Here is a 21,669-nt window from a genome sequence, read left to right as displayed (position 1 = left end):
TTTTTAGGTATATTTTAAAAAAATTGGCAAATACCATCATTTAGGTATTGTCAGATTGCTACTGAATATTGACTTTTGTGTCGTTATTTAAAATCTGTCTAAATTATTCTTTATGAACAAATATATGTCCGTCCTAGTATTTTTGGGAACAATTACAACAATGATTGCGCAAACTCCTGATTCTATAAAAACAGGAACTTTAAAAGAGGTAGAAATTTCTTCTGCCAAATCTGAAAATGAAAAACCAGTATCATTAGGGAAAATAGCAATAAAACCAATGGATTTGCCTCAAAGTGTTGCTTCCATCGATAGAGAAGTGATGGAACAACAGCAAACCATGCGTTTGAGCGATGTTTTGAAAAACTTCAATGGCGTTTACATTATGGGCGCAACAGGTGGTTATCAGGAAGAAATAGCAGGAAGAGGATTTGCATTTAACAGTAACAATACGTTTAAAAATGGAATTCGTTTTAATAACGCTGCAATGCCTGAGCTAAGCGCATTGGAACGAGTTGAAGTAATGAAAGGAAGCAGCGCCATCTTATTTGGAAATGTAGCCGCAGGTGGAGTAATCAATTTAATTACGAAAAAGCCTAATTATACTACCGGAGGAGAAATTACAATGACTGCTGGTAGCTATGACTTTTATAAACCCATGGTTGACGTTTATGGTACAATCGATAAAAACAAACACATTGCTTATCGTGTAAATACTTCGTACGAAAAAGCGAGAAGTTTTAGAGATGTTGTGAACGCAGAACGTACCTACATCAATCCATCCTTCTTATTTAAACTAGGTAAAAAAACAGAATTATTAATTGAAGGGGATTATTTAAAAGATAATCGCACTGCCGACTTTGGGGTTGGTGCCATTGATTACCAATTAATAGATGTTCCTCGGGAACGATTTATAGGCGTTAATTGGTCATATATTAAAACAGAGCAAAAAGGAGCAACAGCCTCCATCACTCACCATATCAACAAAAATTGGGATATTAAAAGTGTAACAGCCTATCAACAATTTAACAGTGATCTTTTTTCGAATGTGCGACCTAACTCTTCCAGTCAGTTTGTAAAAACCGATGGTAAATGGATTAGAGGTTTGCAACGGACCAAAATTGATGAAACCTATGGTATTACACAGTTTGATTTAACAGGAAAATTCAAGACTTGGATATTAAAACATACCTTTTTATTAGGTGCAGATGCAGATCAATACGATACAGACAATCATTCCTTTAATGGAGTTACGAAATACGATTCTGTAAATGTATTTAATTTAGATTTATATAAACCACGAGCTGATGTCCCTTATTTAACCGTAAAAACAACAACCGGTTCTCCGATTAATCGTTTGGGTATTTATGTCCAAGATTTGATAGAAATTACACGCTATGTAAAATTGTTGGCAGGTGTTCGCTTTTCGTATCTCGAAACGTATAGTAATGTATTGACACATAGCACGGGAGTTACTGTAAAATCAGTGCAATTTGACAATGCCTTTTCACCTCGTTTGGGATTGGTTATCCAACCAAAACCATTTCTATCACTTTTTGGAAGCTATTCAAACTCCTTTACACCCAATACTGGGGTTGATATAAATAACAATGCATTGCCACCATCCTTGATCGATCAATATGAGGCCGGAATAAAAACCGATTTATTCAGAGGGCTGTTTTCAGGAAATATTACAGCGTATCAAATTGTAAACAGCAATTTGGCACAAACAGATTTATCTGCAGGAAATACAAATTCATCCATAAAAATTTTAGCAGGTGAAGTTACCAGTCAAGGTTTAGAAGTAGACTTAAGCTCAAAACCGTTAAAAGGTTTATCTCTTTTGGCTGGTTATAGTTTTAATGAAACAAAATACACCAAGAGTAATACATTTATTGAAGGAAGTTTATTGCGCTATAATCCAAAACATACAGCTAATCTTAGCATTCACTACAACTTTAGCCAACAAACGGTTTTAAATGGATTAAGTATTGGCTTGAGTTCATTGTATTTTGGTGAACGATATGCGGGACGATCCACTCGAATAGCTGTTCCAAATGACACCTACAAACTTATTCGTTTACCGGAATACTTTCAGCTGGATGCAAGTTTAGGTTATGTAAAAGAAAAATTCTCTATTCGCTTTAAAGTATCCAATATAACGGATGTATTGAGTTATAATGTGCATGACGACAACAGTGTTAATCCAATTGCACCCCGTCAGTTTTCCACCACCATTGGCTTTAAATTTTAATTTCAGCAACGAGTTGAGCGCATGATTGCCTCAGCTCGTTTTTATTCACTTCTTATGTTTTTTAAACGAATATTTTTTCAACTGCATTTATTATTGGGTTTGACCAGTGGTGCTGTTGTTTTTGTTGTTTCTACAACCGGTGCAATTTATGCTTTTGAAGAAGAATTTCGGGCAATACTATATCAGGATGTTTTATTTGTAAAACAAGAAGGTAATCGAAAACCGATTGCCGAACTAATCAAAAGTGCAAAAGCGGAGTTCCCTAAACCTGGTGTTAAAAACATACGAATACAATCCAATCCCGAAAGCAGTGTTGAAATCATATTAAAGAACAAACAATCTGTTTTAGTGAACCCCTACACAGGGAAAGTACTAGGAAGCTTTAATAAAGAGAATGATTTTTTCGGAATTGTGCTTCAATTGCATCGCTCACTTTGTTTAGGCGATACCGGAAAAATCATCACAGGTACCTCTGCAACCATTTTCATTTTCATGTTGATGAGTGGAATCATTCTCTGGTGGCCACAAAACAAAGCATTGTTAAAACAAAAATTAACCATCAAACGAAATGCTCCATCCAAAAAGAGAACGTATGATTTGCACAGTGTATTCGGATTTTATGCATCCTGGATTATTATTTTTACCGCATTAACAGGAATTGTTTGGTCGTTTAAATGGGCTGAAAACACCATGTATTGGATCAATCATTCTAAAAAAGAGGAGCGAAAATATCATTCGGAATATATCGCGGATTCAAACCGGATTTCCATAGATCAGGTGCTAGAAAATTCCACTTCACTTTATAAGCAGAGCAACGAATGTTTTATAAATGTACCAGAAGATTCAATTGGAGTTTATCGAATTACATTCCGATACGATGATGGTGGATTTTATAAAAAAAGTGATCAATTATTTTTTGATCAATATTCCGGGGAATTATTGAAAGCCCATTTGTTTGAAACGTCTTCGCAAGGTGATAAACTAAAAGGCACCAACTACGCGATTCATACAGGAAAAGTGTTTGGGTTAACCGGGCAGTTTATTGTATTTTTTGCTGCACTAATAAGCGCAAGTTTACCAGTAACAGGCTTCTTGATGTGGAAAGGGAAAAGAAAAAAGAAAAAAATTAAGCTGTAGCAGAAAACAAGAAGTGGTTTGGAGAAATGATATTCTCACGAACAGCAAATAGAACTAATCCTGCAGTATTGTTTACCCCAAGCTTGTTCATAATGTTTTTACGATGAGTTGTAACGGTGTGTGTACTTAGGAATAATTTATCAGCCACCTCTTTATTCGACAACCCTTCTGCAATCAATTTGATGATTTCCATTTCACGGTCGCTGATGTTTAATCCCTCGCAGGTATATTCATTTACAGCAGTTTTATCAATTAAAACAGCGCTTGCTATTTTACCACACATAAACTTCTCCCCTTTTGCTGTTTTGTAAATCGCCTCCACAATCTCATCTTGGTCGCAATCTTTCAGCAAATGACTCATAATGCCTAAATTTAAGGCTTTAGCAACGGATATATTACTTTGTAAGTCAGTAATCGCTAATAAATGTGTATTCGGATATTTTTTTACAATTTGCTGAATATTGTCGATGCTATAATTCGCAGACGTATAATCGATGATAATAAGATCCGGCTGATAAAATTTTGCCTGATTAATCAAATCAGAAGCACTTAATGCTTCAGAAACTAAAGCGAAATCAGTGTTTTCTTCAAGTAAGATGGCCAAACCTTTACGGCTTAAAAAATGGCTATCGGCTATAATAATCTTGATTTTTGACACGTTTCTTTATTTAGATTGATTTTAAATAATGGTCAAAAGTACAAATTGAAATGGTTCCTGCAAACTTTTGAGTGATTTTTTTGATGAAACTTATAAACTTATCCCTATTAAAAATTCAATCCAATAAGCGAGGAAAACATGGAAGGTCAATGTTGAATAACTGTGTTTTCACCTTCAATAGCCAAAATTGTATTGTCAAAAACTGATTTCGCTTCAACTAATAATGGTTCGAGGTCTTTGTAGCGTGCAGAATAATGTCCAATCATCAATTGCTTCACATTCGCTTGTTTGGCAATCATTCCTGCCTGTAAAGCTGTGGTATGAAAGGTTTCTTTCGCCCGGGCTTCCATTTCTTGCAAAAAGGTTGCTTCATGATACAATAGGTTCACTCCTTTTATGTAATCGATAATTCTTTCATCATAGCAGGTATCAGAGCAATAGGCATAACTTCTTGGAACCAAGGGTGGATTAAGCAAGTCACTATTTTTAATCACCTCTCCATTGTTTTTTGTTAAATCCGAACCTTCTTTTATGGCAACAATCTCCTCCACCGTTAAATGATGCTGATAGATTGTTTCTTTTGAAATGGTTGGTGGAAGTGGTTTTTCTTTAAAAATAAAACCACAGCAAGGGATGCGATGGTTAAGTACAAGCGTCCTTACTTCTACCCGATCATCTTCAAATATGATGGCATTATCAACATATTGATGGGGATGATAAACAATCTGAAATTTGATATAGGATTGGGAATGCTTAAACTGTACTTCAATAATTTCTTGCAATTCTGCAGGACAATACAAATGCAATTCAATGGTTCTTCCCAACAAATGCATACTGGAAATTAATCCCATTAGTCCGAGATAATGATCACCATGCAAATGGCTGATAAAAATATGATTGATACGCTGAAACTTCAGCTTAAATCTACGCAACTGAATTTGGGTTGCTTCACCACAGTCAATTAAAAAAAAACGCTCAGCTATATTGAGTAGCTGAGCGGTTGGATTACGTTTTGATGTTGGTGTTGCACTGCTGCAACCAAGAATAGTTAATTCAAAATTTTGCATTATTTTCCGGCAACAATCATACGTTTTGTGATTGTTTTCTCTCCATTTGTAATTGAATAAATGTAAACACCCGGAGCAAAAGAGTTTGCTTCGATTTTAATCACATTTACGCCTTTAGCCGTTTTGAAATTTTTGCTATAAATAACAGCGCCTAACATATTGAATACTTTGAAATCTACATTCGAATTATCGGTAGTAGAAAAACGAATTTCAGAGTTTTCGCTAAATGGGTTCGGACTGTTTTGAGAGACATCAAATTTGTTTAAATCCAATGTTTCAACACTTAATGGATCCACAACAATGCTTCTGTATTGTTTGTTGTCAATGCCTTGCGTAAATGGTGTTCCGATAATCGGGAATGTTAAATGTCCGATACCATGCACAATTACTTGCTTATTCCAAGCAACAGTAGGTGTTCCGGTAATTAAGATACAACCATTTGTGCTGGCAGGAAAGTCACAAGAAGAAGGTACACACGCATAAGATAAACCTGGTGCTAAACTATCTACGCTACCAATTTCGATAGATACTAATCCGGTTCCCGGAGGCGCTCCAAAGCTTGAAGGATCTGCTGGTACTTTAATGCTCATCAATTGAGAATAAGCAACTCCAACTGTTCCGATTGCAATCCCTGTTGTGCTGTCCGGACAAAGACCATAAGGCTCAGAAACGGGGATACAAGAAATATCCGGTGTGCAAATTTGAGCATTGGATGATAATCCAAAAGCTACTGCAAATGCAAAAGAGAATAGTAATTTTTTAATCATGCGAGTAGAAATTTAGTTAATTAATCTATTTAAGCAGTAACAGCAAGCATTTCTTTTGCTTCGTTTACTGATGATGTAATGTTTAAAATGGTATCCAGTTGAGAGATTGAAATCAACTTTTTTACAGAATCCTGCAAGCCGGTTAAAATAAACACACCTTGACTGTTTTTGCAAAGGCGATTTGCGACTAAAATAGCGCTCAATCCGGATGAATCACAGTAGCGTGTATCCGACAAGTCAATAATGATGTTTTTAGCACCATCCGTGCTAATCACAACCAATTCTGATTTTAAAGACGGAGCCAAATTGCTATCCAACTTCTCAGCCAACAATTTAATGATGGTGTATTTTTCTGCCTTATCTATTTGAAAACTCATACGATTAAAATTATTTGTAACAAATGTATGAAATTTTTGCGGTACAAAGCAATATTGATTTGCAACATTTTTTTAATTATATTTACTCTATAAAAGGTCAATTATGAAGCGGTTTCTAACCCTATTTATTCTTTTTTGTTCAATTTCGTCTTTTTCACAAGATTATTTTAAAAATGGCTATGGCGAAAAAAGACATTCGATTGGACTTTTTATTTCACCAATCGAATTTGTGTACTGGAACAAAATGCCTTATAGCGAATTAAGGTCAAACGGCCCTCAACGCTTATACATTCAACCGTTCTATCCCATCGGAATAAATTATCAATATCAAATTAATTATCTGTTTAAACTAAACGTAAGCGGATATTTAAACAAAGAACATTTTCTTTATAATGAGAATGTAGGTGAAACACATTTATACATTGATTATACATTAACGTATCTGAAGATTCCTTTGGGAATACGATTTTATCCGGGGCATATCTCTTCGGAAGATGCAGTTGGAGGTTTTTTTCTTCAAGCAAATGGAAATTTAGATGTCGTAACATCAGAAAACATCTATACATCTTCAAGTGGATTTTCAGACCCAAGATTTCCTGGACCTCCAGGAGGTACCCCTACCTCTCCTCAGACGATATCAGAGGCTCATTCGAATCAATTACGATTGCATAAAATTTGTCCATCCATCTGCATTGGACATGAAATAGTTTTGGAAAGGATGTCTTTTTATTACGGAGCACGCTTAGAAATGCAAGCAATCCATCAAAATAAAAACATCCAAGAAGATTATAAAAACAGAAGTTTTAGCTTAATCAATATCGGTTTAAATTACCGTTTCTAAGCTCTGCCTGCTAAAAGGAACAATACCGCCATCCTAACAGCTACACCGTTTTCTACCTGCTCAAGGATAATACTTTGAGAGCTATCGGCTACATCGCTGGTAATTTCAACACCTCTGTTGATGGGACCTGGATGCATCACCACAATTTTTTTAGAAAGGGAATCGAGTATTTCTTTGTTTAATCCAAACAACATGGTGTATTCGCGCAAAGAAGGGAAATATTTGATGTCTTGTCGTTCCAATTGAATGCGTAACATGTTTGCCACATCACACCATTCAAGTGCTTTTTTGAGGTTATGTTCTACTTTCACACCTAAGCTATGAATATACTTCGGCATTAAGGTGGTTGGTCCGCAGACCATTACTTCTGCCCCGAGTTTCTGTAAACAAAAGATATTCGACAAGGCAACTCTGGAGTGTAGAATATCGCCAATGATGGCAATTTTCTTACCCTTTACAGAACCTAATTTTTCTTTTATTGAAAATGCATCTAGCAAAGCTTGTGTAGGATGTTCATGCGCTCCGTCACCTGCATTAATGATTTTTGCATCGATGTGTTTGGATAAGAATACTGCCGCCCCCGGATTCGGATGGCGCATCACCACCATATCGACTTTCATTGCGAGGATGTTGTTTACTGTATCAATCAACGTTTCGCCTTTTTTTACGGATGAAGATGCGGAAGCAAAATTCACAACATCTGCACTTAGCCGTTTTTCAGCAAGTTCGAAGGATAGTTTGGTGCGAGTAGAATTTTCAAAAAATAAATTGGCAATGGTAATATCTCTGAGGGAAGGAACTTTTTTAATGGGACGATTAATGACTTCTTTAAAATTTTCGGCAGTTTGCAAAATCAAATGAATGTCTTCTGCCGTTAAATCTTTGATTCCAAGTAAATGTTTTGTACTTAATTTGGTCATTAGTTGTTTTCTTTAATCATTAGATAAAAGTGTTACTCTATCTATTCCATCTGTTTCTTTCCACTCTACTTTTACTTTCTCTGAAGCGATAGAATCAATTGTTTTTCCGATGTACTTAGCTTGTATTGGTAAATGTCTGCTGAGGCGTCTGTCAATCAAAACGAGTAATTCAACATCGTTTGGTCTGCCAAAAGCTAGCATTGCATCTAACCCGGCACGAATGGTTCTTCCGGTGAACAACACATCATCTACCATGATTACATTTTTGCCTTCAATAATAAAATCGATGTTGGTCGCATTGGGTACCAATTCCTTTTGGCGAAAGTCGTCACGGTAAAAGGTAATATCCAATGTGCCGTATTTGATGTCTTTTCGCTTTAAAATTTCCTGAAGTTTTTTATGAATTCGGGATGCTAAAAGAGTTCCACGCGGCTGCAGGCCGATGATTACTGTATTCGAGAAGTCGTTGTGAATTTCAATTAATTGATAACAAAGCCGGGTAACGGTGATTTCTAGAAGTTTACTGTCTAAAATAATTCTTGGCTTCATCTAGAGCACAAATTTAATAAAAAAAATGAATTGAGGGGAATTAAAATAAAAAAGCGCTCCACAGTACGGGAGCGCTTTTTTCTAAAAAACCATGGCGTGGGTTTTTAGATTCTCCCCCGCGCGTAAGCGGGGGAAAATATTATTCAGACTTTTTAGTCGATTTTTTTTCAGACTCTTCCATATCTGCTTTCAGATTTGAAAGAACATCCATATCGCCTAGTGTTGTTTTTTCAACACTGTCTTTTACTTTTTTAACAGCTTTTTTCTCTTCGTCTCCAGCTGCTTTCTTTTCAGTTGCAACAGCAGCTTTTTCAGCAGCAGTTACTTCTTCATTGATTTTGCTATGAGAAACGATGATTTTTTTACCGTCTTTGTTGAATTCAAGAACTTTGAAATCCAATACTTCTTCTACTTTCGCAGATGAACCATCCGGTTTCAACAAGTGACGAGTTGGGCAGAATGCTTCAACACCGTAAGGCATAGAAACGATTGCACCTTTTTCCATTACACTTGTAATAGTTCCTTGGTGAACTGAATTCTCAGTGAAGATGGTTTCAAACACATCCCATGGATTTTCTTCCAATTGTTTGTGTCCTAAGCTCAATCTACGATTTTCACCATCTATTTCTAAAACAACAACTTCGATTTTATCACCGATTTTAGTGAATTCTGAAGGATGTTTGATTTTTTTAGACCATGATAAGTCAGAGATGTGGATTAAACCATCAACACCTTCTTCTAATTCAACAAAAATACCGAAGTTGGTAAAGTTGCGAACTGTTGCTGTGTGTTGAGATCCTTTCGTATATTTTGTAATAATCATATTCCAAGGATCAGGAGTTAATTGTTTCATACCTAATCTCATTTTGCGTTCTTCGCGATCAAGTGTTAATACAACAGCTTCTACTTCATCACCCACTTTTAAGAAATCGTGAGCAGTGCGTAAATGTTGACTCCAGCTCATTTCAGAAACGTGGATTAAACCTTCAACACCTTGTGCGATTTCAACAAAAGCACCGTAATCAGCGATTACAACTACTTTTCCTTTTACTTTATCACCAATTTTAAATCAGCTTTTAAGCTTCCCAAGGATGAGCAGATAATTGTTTTAAACCTAAAGCAATACGTTTTTTATCATCATCAAAATCTAAAATTACAACGTTAATTTTCTCGTCTAATTTCACGATTTCTTCTGGGTGGTTAATACGACCCCAAGATAAATCGGTAATGTGAATTAAACCATCAACACCACCTAAATCGATGAACACACCATAAGAAGTAATGTTTTTCACAGTACCTTCTAATACTTGTCCTTTTTCTAATTTAGAGATGATTTCTTTTTTCTGTTGTTCTAATTCCGCTTCAATTAATGCTTTGTGAGAAACTACAACGTTTTTGAATTCGTTGTTGATTTTCACAACTTTAAATTCCATTGTTTTTCCAACATAAACATCGTAATCACGGATTGGTTTCACATCAATTTGAGAACCTGGTAAGAAAGCTTCAATACCAAATACATCAACGATTAGACCACCTTTTGTACGGCATTTAACATAACCTTTGATAATTTCATCGTTATTAAGCGCTTGGTTAACACGATCCCATGATTTCATGGCGCGAGCCGTTTTATGAGATAGGATTAACTGTCCGCTTTTATCTTCTTGTGATTCAACATACACTTCAACAATATCACCGATTTTTAAATCAGGATTGTAACGAAATTCTGTTAATTGAACAACACCATCTGATTTGTAACCAATGTTTACAACAACTTCTTTGCTGTTTTTAGCTACAACTTTTCCATCAATGATTTCGTTTGCTGCAACTGATTTTAGGGTTTTTTCGTAAAGTGAATCGTATTTTTCACGATCTGCTTTCGAATAGGTTTCCCCTTTGTTTCCTACTGCATTCCAATCAAATGCTTCTAATGATACTGGTGCTTCTACTGTTTCTGCCATTTTACTTTTTCCGGTTATACATTCTCCGGAGGCTTTTTTTGTATTCAATTAATTGATTATCAATTTAATTGAAGAGGTTAGTACTACTTTTTCTTTACTACTTTTAAAAAGGGACACAAAGATAAGAAATTCTATCCTTGCTCCAAGAATAATTTTTATTTTTTTTTGCTACCGCTAAAAAGCCGATTGTGTCGCTTTAGTTAATGGCATTCAACTTTATGATTTATAGTGAGTTATAAAATATTTTGTTTTTATTGAATTTAGTCATAGCTTTGGGTATGATATTCAAAAAACAATCAAAGAATCGGTACATTTTGGTTCTTTTCTTTTCCTTTTTGCTTTCTTTGCCAAGTTGGTCACAAACAAACGATTCCGGCAAAATTGTAGCTTTTCATCCATCCGTAGGAAATGCTATTACCATTGGTGAAAAAAAGGAATATAATTTATTTAAAGAATACAATGATTCATTGTTTGAGTCAGCTCAATTAGTAAAACACCCCTCCGATTCATATTCTATTTTAATTAAAACAACTACCGGTCAATCGTTTGAAAAAACTACCGACCGTCAGGAATTAGATGCGATTTATGCTACCATAGAAAAAATAAAACCGTTCCAAAAAAGTGCCGATGATTATGTATTCGACAAAACAGAAGAGGAAGAAAGGCAAAAAAGAATCAATCGCTCTGAAAATATTCAATTTGCTGTAGAAGTTACCCTTCAAATTGTATTTGTGTTTTTAGAAATTTTAGCACAAGCTTATTAATTACTTCTCCATCAGCGATTCAAACAATAATTTCATTTTGTTCGGTATAAATACGCTGTCATCCAAAGCTTTTGTTATTTTTGCGCCCTCACAAAAATATAACAAACGATATGCATCCAGACTTTATCATTAAAAAATCAACCATTCCAGGAGCCGGAAAAGGACTTTTCACTAAAAAAGATATTAAAAAGGGTGAACGAATTGTTGAATACCTGGGTGAAATTGTTACTGAAGCGGAACTAGACCGCAGAGCTGAAAATGATATTTATGGTTACGCTTTTTATATCAGCAAAAGAAATGCGTAGATGCTTATTATACTCCAAAAGAAATTGCTCGTTATGCCAATGATGCAAAAGGCTTAACCAAAATAAAAGGTATTACAAACAACTGCTGTTATGTAGTTTATAAAAATTCAGGCTGGATTAAAGCCGAAAAGAACATCCCAAAAGGTGCTGAAATCCTCGTTGCTTATGGCGCTGAATACTGGAAAGAAATTCGTGAAAACTTAGGATTAGATAAGAAAAAGAAGACTTCCAAAAAGAAAAAGACCACGAAGAAGAAAAAATAAATAATTTTCATACATTTACGATATACTCCTTGTATCATCGAAAATGAAAAAATATTTATTCTATTTTATTATCCTTCATTTTTGCTTTGCTTTGACTATCTGTGGTATCTACTCGAATGATGCATACCTTATTACAAATCATGAATTAAAGTCATCTTGCACTTACTCATTTTATCTGAGCACCGGTGACAATCTCCAAACATATTACCAAACACTGAAAGAAAACAGAAAACCAGTGGATGATAAACTTGTTTTTGGTATTAAAATCTAAACTCTGCTAAATCTATGCGCACGAAACTAACTTTCTTGTTCCTCCTATTCATTTCATTAACATTTGCGCAACAAGCAAAGATTGATTCACTTGTAAAAGTCATTGCAACTGCAAAAGATACAACCCTTGTTAATGCCTTGAATGATATTGCTTTCAGATATGGAAAGTTAGGAGATTTTGAAAATGCACTAAAGCATTCACAACAAGCTTTAGAAAATGCGGAGAAAATAGGCAATAGAAAAGGAATGGCTACTGCTTATCGAAATTATGGGGTTATTTATAAAAACATGGCGGACTACCCAAAGTCGCTTGAATATCACAACAAAGCGTTACAAATTAGCACTGAAGACAAAGACAAAAAGAGCATCGCTGCCAGTCTAAACAACATCGCAAATATCTATTATCTCCAAAGCGATTTTGCAAAAGCGTTAGATATTCATTTTAAATCCTTAAAAATAAAAGAAGAGATTGATGATAAAAAGGGGATTGGAACAAGTTTGAACGGCATTGCAGGTATCTATTACTTGCAAGGAAATTTAGATAAAGCAATGGAGTTCTATTTAAAATCCACAAAAATAAAGGAGGAAGTAGGCGATGCCATTGGCTTAGGAATGACTTACAACAATATCGGAGGTATTTTAAAAGATAAAAAAAAATACCAGGAGGCGGACGACTATTTTCAGAAAGCATTGACGATTCAAAAGGAAGTTGGGGATATGTCGAATTACACGCAATCACTCAACAGCAGAGCGGGTAATTTTTTATTGCAGAATAAATACAATGAAGCTCGTCTTTGCTATCAAGAAGCCTTGCCAATTCAAGAAAAAAGCAAAGACAAATTTGGTGTTGCCACCACACTAAATAACCTTGGAAACATTAGTCTAGTTGAGGGTGATTTAAGTAAAGCCCAGAACTATTTGAATGAATCGTTAATATTAGCAAAAGAGGTTGGTGCAAAAGATTTACTCAAAGAATCATACCTTAACCTCACTAACCTATTTCAAAAACAAAGAAATTTCGAACAGGCATTGTATTATCAAGGACTTTATATTGCAATCAAAGATTCCATTTTCACAGAGGAGTCAACAAAAATGATGGCTGAAATGAATACGAAATACGAAACAGAAAAAAAGGAATTGCAAATTACTTCACTCGAAAAAGATAAAGCCTTATCGGAGCTGGAAATTAATAAACAAAAAAGTTTCAGATATAATTTAATGGCATTCTCTGCTTTAATTGTTGTGCTCGCTTTTGTATTGTTAATCGGATTTTACAATAAAAGAAAAGCGAACAAACAATTGGAAGCACAAAAGCTTGAGATCGAAATTCAAAAAGCAATTGTAGACGAAAAAAACAAAGACATTACGGATAGTATCAATTATGCGAAGCGTATTCAAACCGCTATATTGCCTTCAAAGGAATATATTCAAAACTATTTACCTCAATCATTTATTCTGTATCAGCCCAAAGATATTGTTAGTGGTGATTTTTACTGGTTTGCGGAAAAAAACGAGTGCTTGATTCTTGCAATTGCAGATTGCACCGGACATGGTGTACCCGGAGCTTTTATGAGTATGATTGGAAATGACATTCTAACACAAATTGTTATTGAAAAGGGTATTATCGAACCTCATACCATATTAACCCTGCTCCACGAAGGTGTAAAGAAATCTTTGAAGCAAGATAACTTGACTGGGAATACAAAAGATGGTATGGATATTTCTGTGATCATGTTCCCTAAGAATGATTTTTCAAAGCTTTATTTTTCAGGTGCATTGCGTCCTTTGTGGTTTGTTAAAAGTAATACAACTGAAATCATTGAATACAAAGGCGACAAGCATTCTATTGGTGGTGCATATTCCGATCAAAGCAGAACATTTACATTGCATGAAATTGCATTAACAAAAGGAGATACCATTTATTTAAGCTCTGATGGCTATGCTGATCAATTCGGAGGAAGTGATGGAAAGAAAATGATGACAAAAAACATGAAGAAGTTACTATCAACCTTACAATCTTCTTCGATGAAAGAGCAACAACTTAACCTTGAAACCCATTTCCATTCATGGAAAGCAAATAGAGAACAGGTAGATGATGTTTTGGTGTTTGGAGTGAGAGTATAATTATTTATACACTTCTTTTTTACAGGCTTTTAACGTATTCATCAATAAGGAAGCAATAGTCATCGGACCTACTCCATCTGGAACTGGAGTTATAAAAGAGGATTTTGCAGCAACTTCATCGTATTTTACATCTCCTAATAATTTAAAACCGCTTTTGGTTTCGGAGGATGCCACACGCGTTATTCCAACATCGATTACCACTACTCCATCTTTCACCATATCTGCTGTTACAAACTCTGCTTTTCCTAAAGCAACAATTAAAATATCAGCCTTTAATGTGAATTCCTTTAAGTTGGCAGTGCGACTATGACACATTGTTACAGTACAGTTTCCTGGATTCGTGTTTCGAGCCATTAAAATACTCATTGGCGAACCTACAATATGGCTTCTGCCAATCACCACACAGTGTTTTCCTGCTGTATCGATTTTGTAGCGCTCTAACAACTGCATAATCCCATAAGGTGTTGCCGGAAGGTAAGTGGGCCAATCCAGCGCCATCCTGCCGATGTTTTGTGGATGAAATCCATCTACATCTTTCTGAGGGGAAATCGCTTCAACAATTTTATGTTCATTGATATGTTTCGGAAGTGGCAACTGAACAATGTATCCGTCAATATCCGCATCGTTATTCAAACCTTCAACAATGTATAACAATTCTTGTTCGGTTGTTTCAGCCGACAAACGAACTAAGGTAGATTTAAAACCAATCTTTTCGCAGGCTTTTACTTTTGCACCAACATACGTTTCAGAAGCACCATCATTACCAACAAGAATCGCAGCCAAATGAGGGATTTTCCCATTGTTTGCTTTAATTGTTTTTACTTCTGCTGCAATCTCGTCTTGAATTTGCAAAGAGATTAATTTACCGTCAATTATTGTTGCCATACATTTTTATGCTAATTCGTTTTTGTCATTTAGAGCAGAGAAACTATCGCCCCATTCCTGGCATATTCTTCATTTGTTGCATCATCTTCGCCATGTTCTCTTTATTGCCCATCATCTTCATCATCTTGCGCGTATCTTCAAATTGTTTTACCAACCGGTTTACATCTTGTATCGTTGTTCCACTTCCTTTAGCAATGCGATCTCTTCGTTTGCCGGTAAGTGAATCAGGATTTTCTCTTTCATAGGGTGTCATTGAGTAAATAATGGCTTCGATGCTCACAAATGCTTTGTCATCAATATCCACATTCTTCAATGCTTTTCCAACACCTGGAATCATTCCAACCAAATCTTTGATGTTACCCATCTTTTTGATTTGATTTAATTGCGATAAGAAATCATTGAATGTAAATTGATTTTTTGCGATTTTCTTTTGAAGTTTTCTGGCTTCTTCAACATTGTACTGTTCTTGCGCACGCTCCACCAATGTAACAACGTCACCCATGCCCAAAATCCGATCAGCCATACGTTTCGGATGGAATACATCAATGGCATCCATCTTTTCGCCTGTACCAACAAATTTGATGGGCTTATTTACAACAGATAGAATTGACAATGCAGCTCCCCCGCGGGTATCACCATCTAATTTTGTAAGAACTACTCCGTCAAAATTCAATCGATCGTTAAATGTTTTGGCCGTGTTAACAGCATCTTGACCAGTCATGGAATCCACCACAAACAAAATCTCATCCGGCTTGATTGCATCTTTTACAGCTGCAATCTCATTCATCATTTGCTCATCAACAGCCAATCGACCGGCAGTATCGATAATAACAACAGAGTTGCCATTTAATTTTGCATGTGCAATTCCTTTTTGAGCAATGGAAACAGCATCTTTGTTTTCTCTATCTGAAAATACATCCACACCAATTTGTTCACCCAATACATGCAATTGGTCAATCGCAGCAGGACGATAAATATCACAGGCAACCAACAAAGGTTTTTTACCACGTTTTGTTTTTAGGTGATTTGCTAATTTTCCTGAAAAAGTAGTTTTACCAGAACCTTGCAAACCGCTCATCAATACAATCGTTGGATTGCCACCCAATTTGATGTCGGTGCTGGTTTCGCCCATCAACTTACTCAACTCATCGTGCGTAATTTTGGTGAGTAATTGTCCAGGTGAAATAGACGTTAATACATTTTGCCCAAGTGCTTTTTCTTTTACGGTATCCGTAAATTGTTTTGCAACTTTATAGTTTACATCGGCATCCAATAAGGCCTTACGAATTTCCTTAACCGTTTCCGATACATTTATCTCTGTAATTTTACCATGACCTTTTAAAACTTTAAAGGCTCTATCTAGCTTATCACTTAAATTGTCAAACATGTCATATATTTTCTAGGAAGGCAAATTTAGCAAAAAAACTCTCTTGAGAAACATCAATTTGATTTCAGCCATCTGGTAGCCATTGTGCGACCTTCAGACGAAAACAAAAAGTGTATAAAGACCGTCAGAGAATGAAGTCATATTCACAAAATCCATTGAAGGATTTGATTCAGAATAAACAATTTGACCCAAGACATTTCGGATTTCAATCTTGTCAATCTTAGTAAAGGCAGTAAACGAAAAACCTGTATTTCCGGGATTAGGAAACACAGAAATGGCTCCAATTTCATTTTCGACTATATCCATAAAACTTGCATGCAACTTCAGAACAAATACATTTTCTAGTATGCCTTGTGCATAAATGTTGTGAGTCAATGGTCCCGGATCAAAATCTACAAAGCCATCATCAAAACCTCCTGTAAAATATAAATTTCCCGAAATGTCCCGAATCAACGTACGTCCATAATTATAGGCTACAGGGTCAGATTTCAAGTGAAGTGCATTTATGAAAGCACTTGAAGTGTCCAAGGAAAGAATAAATGAATCGTAAAAGCCACCAGGCGAAATAAAAGTGCTACCCGGTCCTGGATCAAAATCCATGGTATATTGAAAAAATCCGCTTAGAATTATGCGGCTATGATCAAGCACCAAAGTACCTGGAATATCAATTCCTGTACCACCTATTCCCCTTGCCCAGATCAAATCTCCTGAAGGCTTAAATTTACATATAAAGATGTCGTTATGGATCGTTCCAGAAAAGGCTAAATTGGTAACGCCTGGACCCGGATCCATGTCCGCAATGGTATCATAGCATCCTGTGATATAAAAATTTCCGGAAGCATCGGCTATAATGTCTGCAGTCAGGTCATAAATGGATACCCTGTTTCCGATTGCTTCTGCCCAAATTAAGTTTCCGAGCGGATCCAATTTACAAATGAAGATCTGGTAGTCAGTACCAGGCCAAGACAAATTGCTGATACCAACTCCGGGATCAAAGTCACATGTCCCTCTGTACAAGCCTGTCAACAATATACTGCCCGACTGATCTAAACACAATGCTGTTGCCCAGGAGTCACAAAACGAACAACTGCTCACTCCCACAGCTTTTGCCCAAATAAGGTTTCCGGAATTGTCAAATTTGATAACAAATACTGACTGATTTACAGAATTTATAGTTGAAATTCCAGGACCTGTGTCTACATCAATTGTATCAGCAAATTGCCCAGTCAAATAAATATTCCCCATTGGATCCAGCTTACTTGTCAAAGGTATTATCCCAGAAGCGACCGAACCTTCGGTTTGTTTCGCCCAAAGCAAAGTGCCCGAAGGAGTGTATTTTGCAATATAAATATCAGCGTTGACAGGACTGGCTATAACATTGGTAACTCCTGCAGTGGGATCGAGATCAAGTGTATCCGTGAAGAATCCTGAAATTATTATGTTTCCGGACGGATCGACATTTATGGTAGTAATATTATCCTGATATTCAGGATCACCTAGCTGAAAAGCCCAGACCAAATTACCTGCAGCATCGAGCTTTCTTATATAAATATCGCTGGTGTTGTCGTGCCCGGAGTACAACAGATATGTTCCTGGACCGGGATCGACATCAGTTATACTGTCAAAAACGCCTATATTATAAACGTTTCCCGATGCATCAACTGCACTTCGGAATGAGGAGGTTTCGCTTCCAGTAGCACCAGCAGGTGCTACCCATTCGAAACTATAAGTTTGACTTTGACTTACGTAGCCTATCAATAAGGAAATAGAAAAAAGAATCGACCTAACATTCATGATGTTAAGATAAGAAATTATTTTTGGATCTTTTTACATTTCAGCAAACTCTGGCTCACTCCTATCTGGTCAATCTGCTCTACCACCTCAAAGCCAGCTTCACGAACACATTTTAAAAACACTTCGGAGTGATACATTTGTGAGTTTCCGTTTGCAATTGCGGTAAAGTATAAAGAAGTTTGTTGCAAGGAAAACGCAGCTGCTTCAAATCGCTGACGGTCCCAGAAAGGCTCTAATATATAAACATAACCATTATCGTTAATGGCTTCGTGACAGCGGTTTAAAATCGACACAATTTCTTTTTCAGAAAAACAATCTAAGAACTGGCTCATCCAAATAGCATCATAGCCTTTGGGAAGTTTTTGTGATTCGTCCATGATGTTTGTCCCATGAAATGATAAACGATCCGACAAACCATGCTTTTCAATATTGGCTTTTGCCATGTTCACTTGTCCGGGTAAATCCACAATTGTTACCTGAACATCTTTATCATATTTTGCACAAGCAATCGACCATTTACCGGTATTACCGCCAATGTCCAATAGCTTTTTTGGTTTGTTTTTGAATACCAATGGCAACACCAATGGAAAGGCATCATCTGAATAATAATGATCGAAGCCAAACCACGATTTTTGAACAACACCTGGAAGATGCGCCAAGGCTTCATAAACGGTTTTCCATTCACCAAATACTTTTAACCCTTCCGGCTTTTCATTTTTTATAGAATCTTCTAAATTATAGAGCCCTTTATAACAAACATCTTGAACAAAATCCATGTTCACACGGGTCATTTGATCATTCAAAATAAAATAACCTGTCTTGGAAATCGTATATCTGTTTTCATCATCAATCAATACCAATCCAATGCCTAGGCCTGATTCAAGTAAAACTCGAACTCCATAATGCGGTAGTTTCACTTTTTCAACCACTTCTTCAAGCGTTAGTCCAACTTTGCGAGCATCCATAATCACTTGCAAAATCCCACTATCACGCAAAACACGGCTTGCTTGAAATACCATTGGAGCATGTGCAATAAACTGCGCATATTCAATTGCTTCTAACGCTGTTTTTTTCTCTTTCTTAAAAAAGTCCATACCTCAGTTTTTCTATTTTTTTTCAAAGATAGGATTTGAATTCCAAATAGAAAATCTAAAGCGGAAATTTGTATAAATATGAGTAAATTAGGGGCATGAATAGAAGCTTGTTTATAGTGTTTTTTTTGGCGATTTCGCTTTCGGGGTTTGCTCAAAAAATAGTATTAGAAGGTACCTATCAAGGAAAAAATGTATTTGTTCAAAATCCGGAGGCGGATGAAAAAGGTAGTTTTTGCACGGAAAGGGTCATTGTTAACGGTAGCGAAATTCGCATACAAAATACAAACGCTTACGAAATCAAACTTGATTCACTCGGTTTTAAACTAGACGATACCATCAAGATTGAAATCACGCATAAAGCTGGATGCAAACCCAAAGTGATTACCCCTAATTATTCTCCCAAAGGCAATTTTGACATTGTTACGATTTCCATAGATTCCAATGGTATTCTGCACTGGATTAGTAAAAACGAAATCCATCCTTTGCCTTATACTGTTGAACAATACCGCTGGAACAAATGGGTGAAAATTGGAGAAGTTGAAGGGAAAGGTGGAATGGAAGAAAATGCCTATTCCTTCCAAACGAAGCCACATTCAAGGCAAAATAAATTTAGAGTGAAGCAAGTTGCTTCCGGAAAAACAAGATTATCAGCAACTGCTGAGTTTGAGTTTCCCGATTTGAATGTAGAAATAATTGGCGATGCACAAAAACTTGCAGATGTAATTGAGTTTAATCAAGAAACGATGTATGAACTCTATGATCGATATGGCAATCTGGTTCGAAAAGGATCTGGAAAAACAATTGAAATCAAAGGATTGGAGCGCAATTTTTACTATCTGAATTATGATAATAATTCAGCAAAAACAGTAACAAAGTTTTGGTAACTATTTTAAATCAAAAATATTAGTAATACCAATACTTCTATCAACAGTAAATCCTTCTGCATAATCAAACCCTGCATCTCTGCCAAACACAGCCATTTTTCCTTTCACCACTTCAAAGAAATTTTTAACCGAAATCGGTGATTCCGGTTCATTTGAAGTGGGATCATAAAACTGCGACTTAAATGCTTGAATGGCTTGCATCTTCTTTTCAACGAAAGCGGTTACATCTACAACAAAATCAGGTTTTAACTGACGATCTTGAATATAATGATAAACAGCTTTTGGACGCCATGCAGTTTGTTTAAAACCATCGTAGGCTGTTTCCAATTTTACTAAACCGCTATAAAAACAGGCTTCTACAACCAATTGAGATGCTCTTGCATGATCCGGATGACGATCCGAAACGGCATTACACAATACAATTTCGGGTTGATATTCTCTGATTTTTTTGACAATTGCAATTTGACTTTCTTTGTCGTTTTTGAAAAAGGCGTCTGCCATTTTTAAATTATCGCGAACAGTAATGCCCAATATTTTTGCCGCATTGGCCGCTTCTTGCAAACGCAACGGACCTGTTCCGCGAGTACCCATCTCGCCACACGTTAAATCCAAAATTCCACATTTTTTACCCAAAGCAATATGCTTTAGCAAAGTACCTGAGCAAGATAATTCTACATCATCAGGGTGAACACCAATTGCTAAAATATCTAATTTATGCAATGGAGATAAAGGTGCAAATAATGAAGAGTCGTTACTAGCAGTCATTTTTTATTTTCCGTTAATCCAGTTTACAATTTTATCATCCATTGGCTTGTCTCCAGAATAGGCAACATCTACAAGATTTCCTTTTTCATCAATCATGTATTTTTGGAAATTCCATTTTACAGATGAATCCATTTTTCCATTTAAAATTTTCGAAGTAAGCCATTTGTAAACAGCATGCATGTCATCTCCTTTTACATCAATTTTTTCCATCATCTGAAATGTAACACCATAATTTTTTGTACAAAATTCTTTGATTTCAGTGTTGGTACCAGGCTCTTGACGACCAAAATTATTTGCAGGAAATCCGATAATTACGAAATTTTTGTCTTTGCAGGCTTTGTACAATTTTTCTAAATCTTCATATTGATAAGTATAGCCGCATTTGGAGGCGGTGTTGACAATCAATACTTTTTTTCCTTTTAAATCGGAAAAATTAAATTCTTTTCCATCAATTGTTTTTGCTTTTAAGTCGTAAAAGGAAGTGGTAGTTTGTTTTATGCTGAATGCTGAAAGTGCAATAATTGCAATGAACAGGATAGAAATTCTCATTTTCATAGAAGTTATGGTTTTAAGGGTTATCAAATGTACGAAAAACAAACAGAACTTGAT

General features: G+C 35.9%; 20 protein-coding genes and 1 pseudogene. 8 read left to right on the top strand and 13 right to left on the bottom strand.

Translation table 11 applies throughout. The annotated features are described in order from the left end of the window. The first annotated feature begins 124 nt into the window (after positions 1 to 124). Together IPP64_07425 and IPP64_07420 are read left to right on the top strand one after the other, a co-directional pair. Positions 125 to 2,251 carry a TonB-dependent siderophore receptor gene (locus IPP64_07425; protein ID MBL0329235.1) on the top strand — a complete coding sequence of 709 codons (2,127 nt, stop codon included), beginning with the start codon at positions 125 to 127 and terminating at the stop codon, positions 2,249 to 2,251. 54 nt (positions 2,252 to 2,305) lie between these two features. Continuing rightward, positions 2,306 to 3,388, top strand: coding sequence for a PepSY domain-containing protein (locus tag IPP64_07420; protein ID MBL0329234.1), 1,083 nt, complete (start codon positions 2,306 to 2,308; stop codon positions 3,386 to 3,388). On the opposite strand, the gene IPP64_07415 is transcribed toward IPP64_07420, so the two are convergent. The 4 genes from IPP64_07415 to IPP64_07400 all read right to left on the bottom strand — a co-directional run bounded on the left by IPP64_07415 (position 3,378) and on the right by IPP64_07400 (position 6,257). After that, complete coding sequence (locus tag IPP64_07415) at positions 3,378 to 4,046, bottom strand: response regulator transcription factor (protein ID MBL0329233.1); 669 nt, start codon at positions 4,044 to 4,046, stop codon at positions 3,378 to 3,380. The genes IPP64_07420 and IPP64_07415 overlap by 11 nt on opposite strands. A 146-nt stretch (positions 4,047 to 4,192) precedes the next feature. Then, positions 4,193 to 5,113, bottom strand: a complete 921-nt coding sequence (locus IPP64_07410) for a ribonuclease Z (GenBank protein MBL0329232.1) — start codon at positions 5,111 to 5,113, stop codon at positions 4,193 to 4,195. Next, positions 5,113 to 5,880 (bottom strand): T9SS type A sorting domain-containing protein, encoded by a 768-nt coding sequence (locus IPP64_07405; protein ID MBL0329231.1) that lies wholly within the window; start codon positions 5,878 to 5,880, stop codon positions 5,113 to 5,115. The genes IPP64_07410 and IPP64_07405 overlap by 1 nt, the downstream gene beginning before the upstream one ends. A 29-nt stretch (positions 5,881 to 5,909) precedes the next feature. Next, positions 5,910 to 6,257: an STAS domain-containing protein gene (locus IPP64_07400; protein MBL0329230.1), complete on the bottom strand. Its 348-nt coding sequence runs from the start codon at positions 6,255 to 6,257 to the stop codon at positions 5,910 to 5,912. A 103-nt stretch (positions 6,258 to 6,360) separates the two neighbouring features. Here IPP64_07400 and IPP64_07395 point away from each other — a divergent pair, with 103 nt between their 5' ends. Continuing rightward, on the top strand, positions 6,361 to 7,098 hold the full coding sequence (locus IPP64_07395; GenBank protein MBL0329229.1) for a hypothetical protein: 738 nt from the start codon (positions 6,361 to 6,363) through the stop codon (positions 7,096 to 7,098). On the opposite strand, the gene IPP64_07390 is transcribed toward IPP64_07395, so the two are convergent. The 3 genes and pseudogenes from IPP64_07390 to rpsA form a co-directional block, all read right to left on the bottom strand. Further along, positions 7,095 to 8,018, bottom strand: a complete 924-nt coding sequence (locus IPP64_07390; GenBank protein ID MBL0329228.1) for an aspartate carbamoyltransferase catalytic subunit — start codon at positions 8,016 to 8,018, stop codon at positions 7,095 to 7,097. The genes IPP64_07395 and IPP64_07390 overlap by 4 nt on opposite strands. Positions 8,019 to 8,030: 12 nt before the next feature. Further along, complete coding sequence (gene pyrR / locus IPP64_07385; protein MBL0329227.1) at positions 8,031 to 8,567, bottom strand: bifunctional pyr operon transcriptional regulator/uracil phosphoribosyltransferase PyrR; 537 nt, start codon at positions 8,565 to 8,567, stop codon at positions 8,031 to 8,033. Between the two features lie 139 nt (positions 8,568 to 8,706). Further along, positions 8,707 to 10,525: pseudogene (gene rpsA, locus IPP64_07380) on the bottom strand (30S ribosomal protein S1). A 278-nt stretch (positions 10,526 to 10,803) separates the two neighbouring features. Between rpsA and IPP64_07375 the strand changes: the two are divergent. The 4 genes from IPP64_07375 to IPP64_07360 all read left to right on the top strand — a co-directional run bounded on the left by IPP64_07375 (position 10,804) and on the right by IPP64_07360 (position 14,251). Then, positions 10,804 to 11,289, top strand: coding sequence for a hypothetical protein (locus tag IPP64_07375; GenBank protein MBL0329226.1), 486 nt, complete (start codon positions 10,804 to 10,806; stop codon positions 11,287 to 11,289). 110 nt (positions 11,290 to 11,399) lie between these two features. Continuing rightward, positions 11,400 to 11,594: an SET domain-containing protein-lysine N-methyltransferase gene (locus IPP64_07370; protein ID MBL0329225.1), complete on the top strand. Its 195-nt coding sequence runs from the start codon at positions 11,400 to 11,402 to the stop codon at positions 11,592 to 11,594. Between the two features lie 306 nt (positions 11,595 to 11,900). Further along, positions 11,901 to 12,128, top strand: coding sequence for a hypothetical protein (locus tag IPP64_07365; GenBank protein ID MBL0329224.1), 228 nt, complete (start codon positions 11,901 to 11,903; stop codon positions 12,126 to 12,128). Positions 12,129 to 12,142: 14 nt separating this feature from the next. Continuing rightward, positions 12,143 to 14,251, top strand: coding sequence for a tetratricopeptide repeat protein (locus tag IPP64_07360; protein MBL0329223.1), 2,109 nt, complete (start codon positions 12,143 to 12,145; stop codon positions 14,249 to 14,251). On the opposite strand, the gene IPP64_07355 is transcribed toward IPP64_07360, so the two are convergent. The 4 genes from IPP64_07355 to IPP64_07340 all read right to left on the bottom strand — a co-directional run bounded on the left by IPP64_07355 (position 14,252) and on the right by IPP64_07340 (position 19,411). After that, positions 14,252 to 15,136, bottom strand: a complete 885-nt coding sequence (locus IPP64_07355) for a bifunctional 5,10-methylene-tetrahydrofolate dehydrogenase/5,10-methylene-tetrahydrofolate cyclohydrolase (GenBank protein ID MBL0329222.1) — start codon at positions 15,134 to 15,136, stop codon at positions 14,252 to 14,254. It lies immediately after the preceding gene. 43 nt (positions 15,137 to 15,179) lie between these two features. Then, positions 15,180 to 16,523: a signal recognition particle protein gene (gene ffh / locus IPP64_07350; protein ID MBL0329221.1), complete on the bottom strand. Its 1,344-nt coding sequence runs from the start codon at positions 16,521 to 16,523 to the stop codon at positions 15,180 to 15,182. Between the two features lie 93 nt (positions 16,524 to 16,616). Next, the gene (locus tag IPP64_07345) at positions 16,617 to 18,317 is read right to left on the bottom strand and encodes a T9SS type A sorting domain-containing protein (GenBank protein MBL0329220.1); all 1,701 of its coding nucleotides are present in this window, start codon (positions 18,315 to 18,317) and stop codon (positions 16,617 to 16,619) included. Between the two features lie 17 nt (positions 18,318 to 18,334). After that, a complete protein-coding gene (locus IPP64_07340; protein MBL0329219.1) occupies positions 18,335 to 19,411 on the bottom strand; it encodes a methyltransferase domain-containing protein in 1,077 nt (358 codons plus the stop codon). A gap of 125 nt (positions 19,412 to 19,536) precedes the next feature. Between IPP64_07340 and IPP64_07335 the strand changes: the two genes are divergently transcribed. Then, the gene (locus IPP64_07335; protein ID MBL0329218.1) at positions 19,537 to 20,295 is read left to right on the top strand and encodes a hypothetical protein; all 759 of its coding nucleotides are present in this window, start codon (positions 19,537 to 19,539) and stop codon (positions 20,293 to 20,295) included. On the opposite strand, the gene bshB1 is transcribed toward IPP64_07335, so the two are convergent. Further along, positions 20,296 to 21,060 carry a bacillithiol biosynthesis deacetylase BshB1 gene (gene bshB1 / locus IPP64_07330; protein MBL0329217.1) on the bottom strand — a complete coding sequence of 255 codons (765 nt, stop codon included), beginning with the start codon at positions 21,058 to 21,060 and terminating at the stop codon, positions 20,296 to 20,298. Positions 21,061 to 21,063: 3 nt separating this feature from the next. Next, positions 21,064 to 21,615, bottom strand: a complete 552-nt coding sequence (locus tag IPP64_07325) for a glutathione peroxidase (protein ID MBL0329216.1) — start codon at positions 21,613 to 21,615, stop codon at positions 21,064 to 21,066. Positions 21,616 to 21,669 lie beyond the last annotated feature (54 nt).

The organism is Bacteroidota bacterium (genome assembly GCA_016722565.1).
Taxonomy (GTDB): Bacteria; Bacteroidota; Bacteroidia; order 2-12-FULL-35-15; family 2-12-FULL-35-15; genus 2-12-FULL-35-15.
This window is presented reverse-complemented; position numbering and strand designations above follow the sequence as displayed.

What these genes read in the sequence shown, in the direction of transcription:
- IPP64_07370 (MBL0329225.1), top strand. Translation starts at nt 11,400, where the DNA reads ATGCATCCAGACTTTATCATTAAAAAATCAACCATTCCAGGAGCCGGA.
- IPP64_07400 (MBL0329230.1), bottom strand. Translation starts at nt 6,257, where the DNA reads ATGAGTTTTCAAATAGATAAGGCAGAAAAATACACCATCATTAAATTG.
- IPP64_07355 (MBL0329222.1), bottom strand. Translation starts at nt 15,136, where the DNA reads ATGGCAACAATAATTGACGGTAAATTAATCTCTTTGCAAATTCAAGAC.
- IPP64_07410 (MBL0329232.1), bottom strand. Translation starts at nt 5,113, where the DNA reads ATGCAAAATTTTGAATTAACTATTCTTGGTTGCAGCAGTGCAACACCA.
- IPP64_07340 (MBL0329219.1), bottom strand. Translation starts at nt 19,411, where the DNA reads ATGGACTTTTTTAAGAAAGAGAAAAAAACAGCGTTAGAAGCAATTGAA.
- IPP64_07375 (MBL0329226.1), top strand. Translation starts at nt 10,804, where the DNA reads ATGATATTCAAAAAACAATCAAAGAATCGGTACATTTTGGTTCTTTTC.
- IPP64_07360 (MBL0329223.1), top strand. Translation starts at nt 12,143, where the DNA reads ATGCGCACGAAACTAACTTTCTTGTTCCTCCTATTCATTTCATTAACA.
- IPP64_07395 (MBL0329229.1), top strand. Translation starts at nt 6,361, where the DNA reads ATGAAGCGGTTTCTAACCCTATTTATTCTTTTTTGTTCAATTTCGTCT.
- IPP64_07390 (MBL0329228.1), bottom strand. Translation starts at nt 8,018, where the DNA reads ATGACCAAATTAAGTACAAAACATTTACTTGGAATCAAAGATTTAACG.
- pyrR (MBL0329227.1), bottom strand. Translation starts at nt 8,567, where the DNA reads ATGAAGCCAAGAATTATTTTAGACAGTAAACTTCTAGAAATCACCGTT.
- IPP64_07365 (MBL0329224.1), top strand. Translation starts at nt 11,901, where the DNA reads ATGAAAAAATATTTATTCTATTTTATTATCCTTCATTTTTGCTTTGCT.
- IPP64_07405 (MBL0329231.1), bottom strand. Translation starts at nt 5,880, where the DNA reads ATGATTAAAAAATTACTATTCTCTTTTGCATTTGCAGTAGCTTTTGGA.
- IPP64_07345 (MBL0329220.1), bottom strand. Translation starts at nt 18,317, where the DNA reads ATGAATGTTAGGTCGATTCTTTTTTCTATTTCCTTATTGATAGGCTAC.
- IPP64_07325 (MBL0329216.1), bottom strand. Translation starts at nt 21,615, where the DNA reads ATGAAAATGAGAATTTCTATCCTGTTCATTGCAATTATTGCACTTTCA.
- IPP64_07425 (MBL0329235.1), top strand. Translation starts at nt 125, where the DNA reads ATGTCCGTCCTAGTATTTTTGGGAACAATTACAACAATGATTGCGCAA.
- ffh (MBL0329221.1), bottom strand. Translation starts at nt 16,523, where the DNA reads ATGTTTGACAATTTAAGTGATAAGCTAGATAGAGCCTTTAAAGTTTTA.
- IPP64_07420 (MBL0329234.1), top strand. Translation starts at nt 2,306, where the DNA reads ATGTTTTTTAAACGAATATTTTTTCAACTGCATTTATTATTGGGTTTG.
- bshB1 (MBL0329217.1), bottom strand. Translation starts at nt 21,060, where the DNA reads ATGACTGCTAGTAACGACTCTTCATTATTTGCACCTTTATCTCCATTG.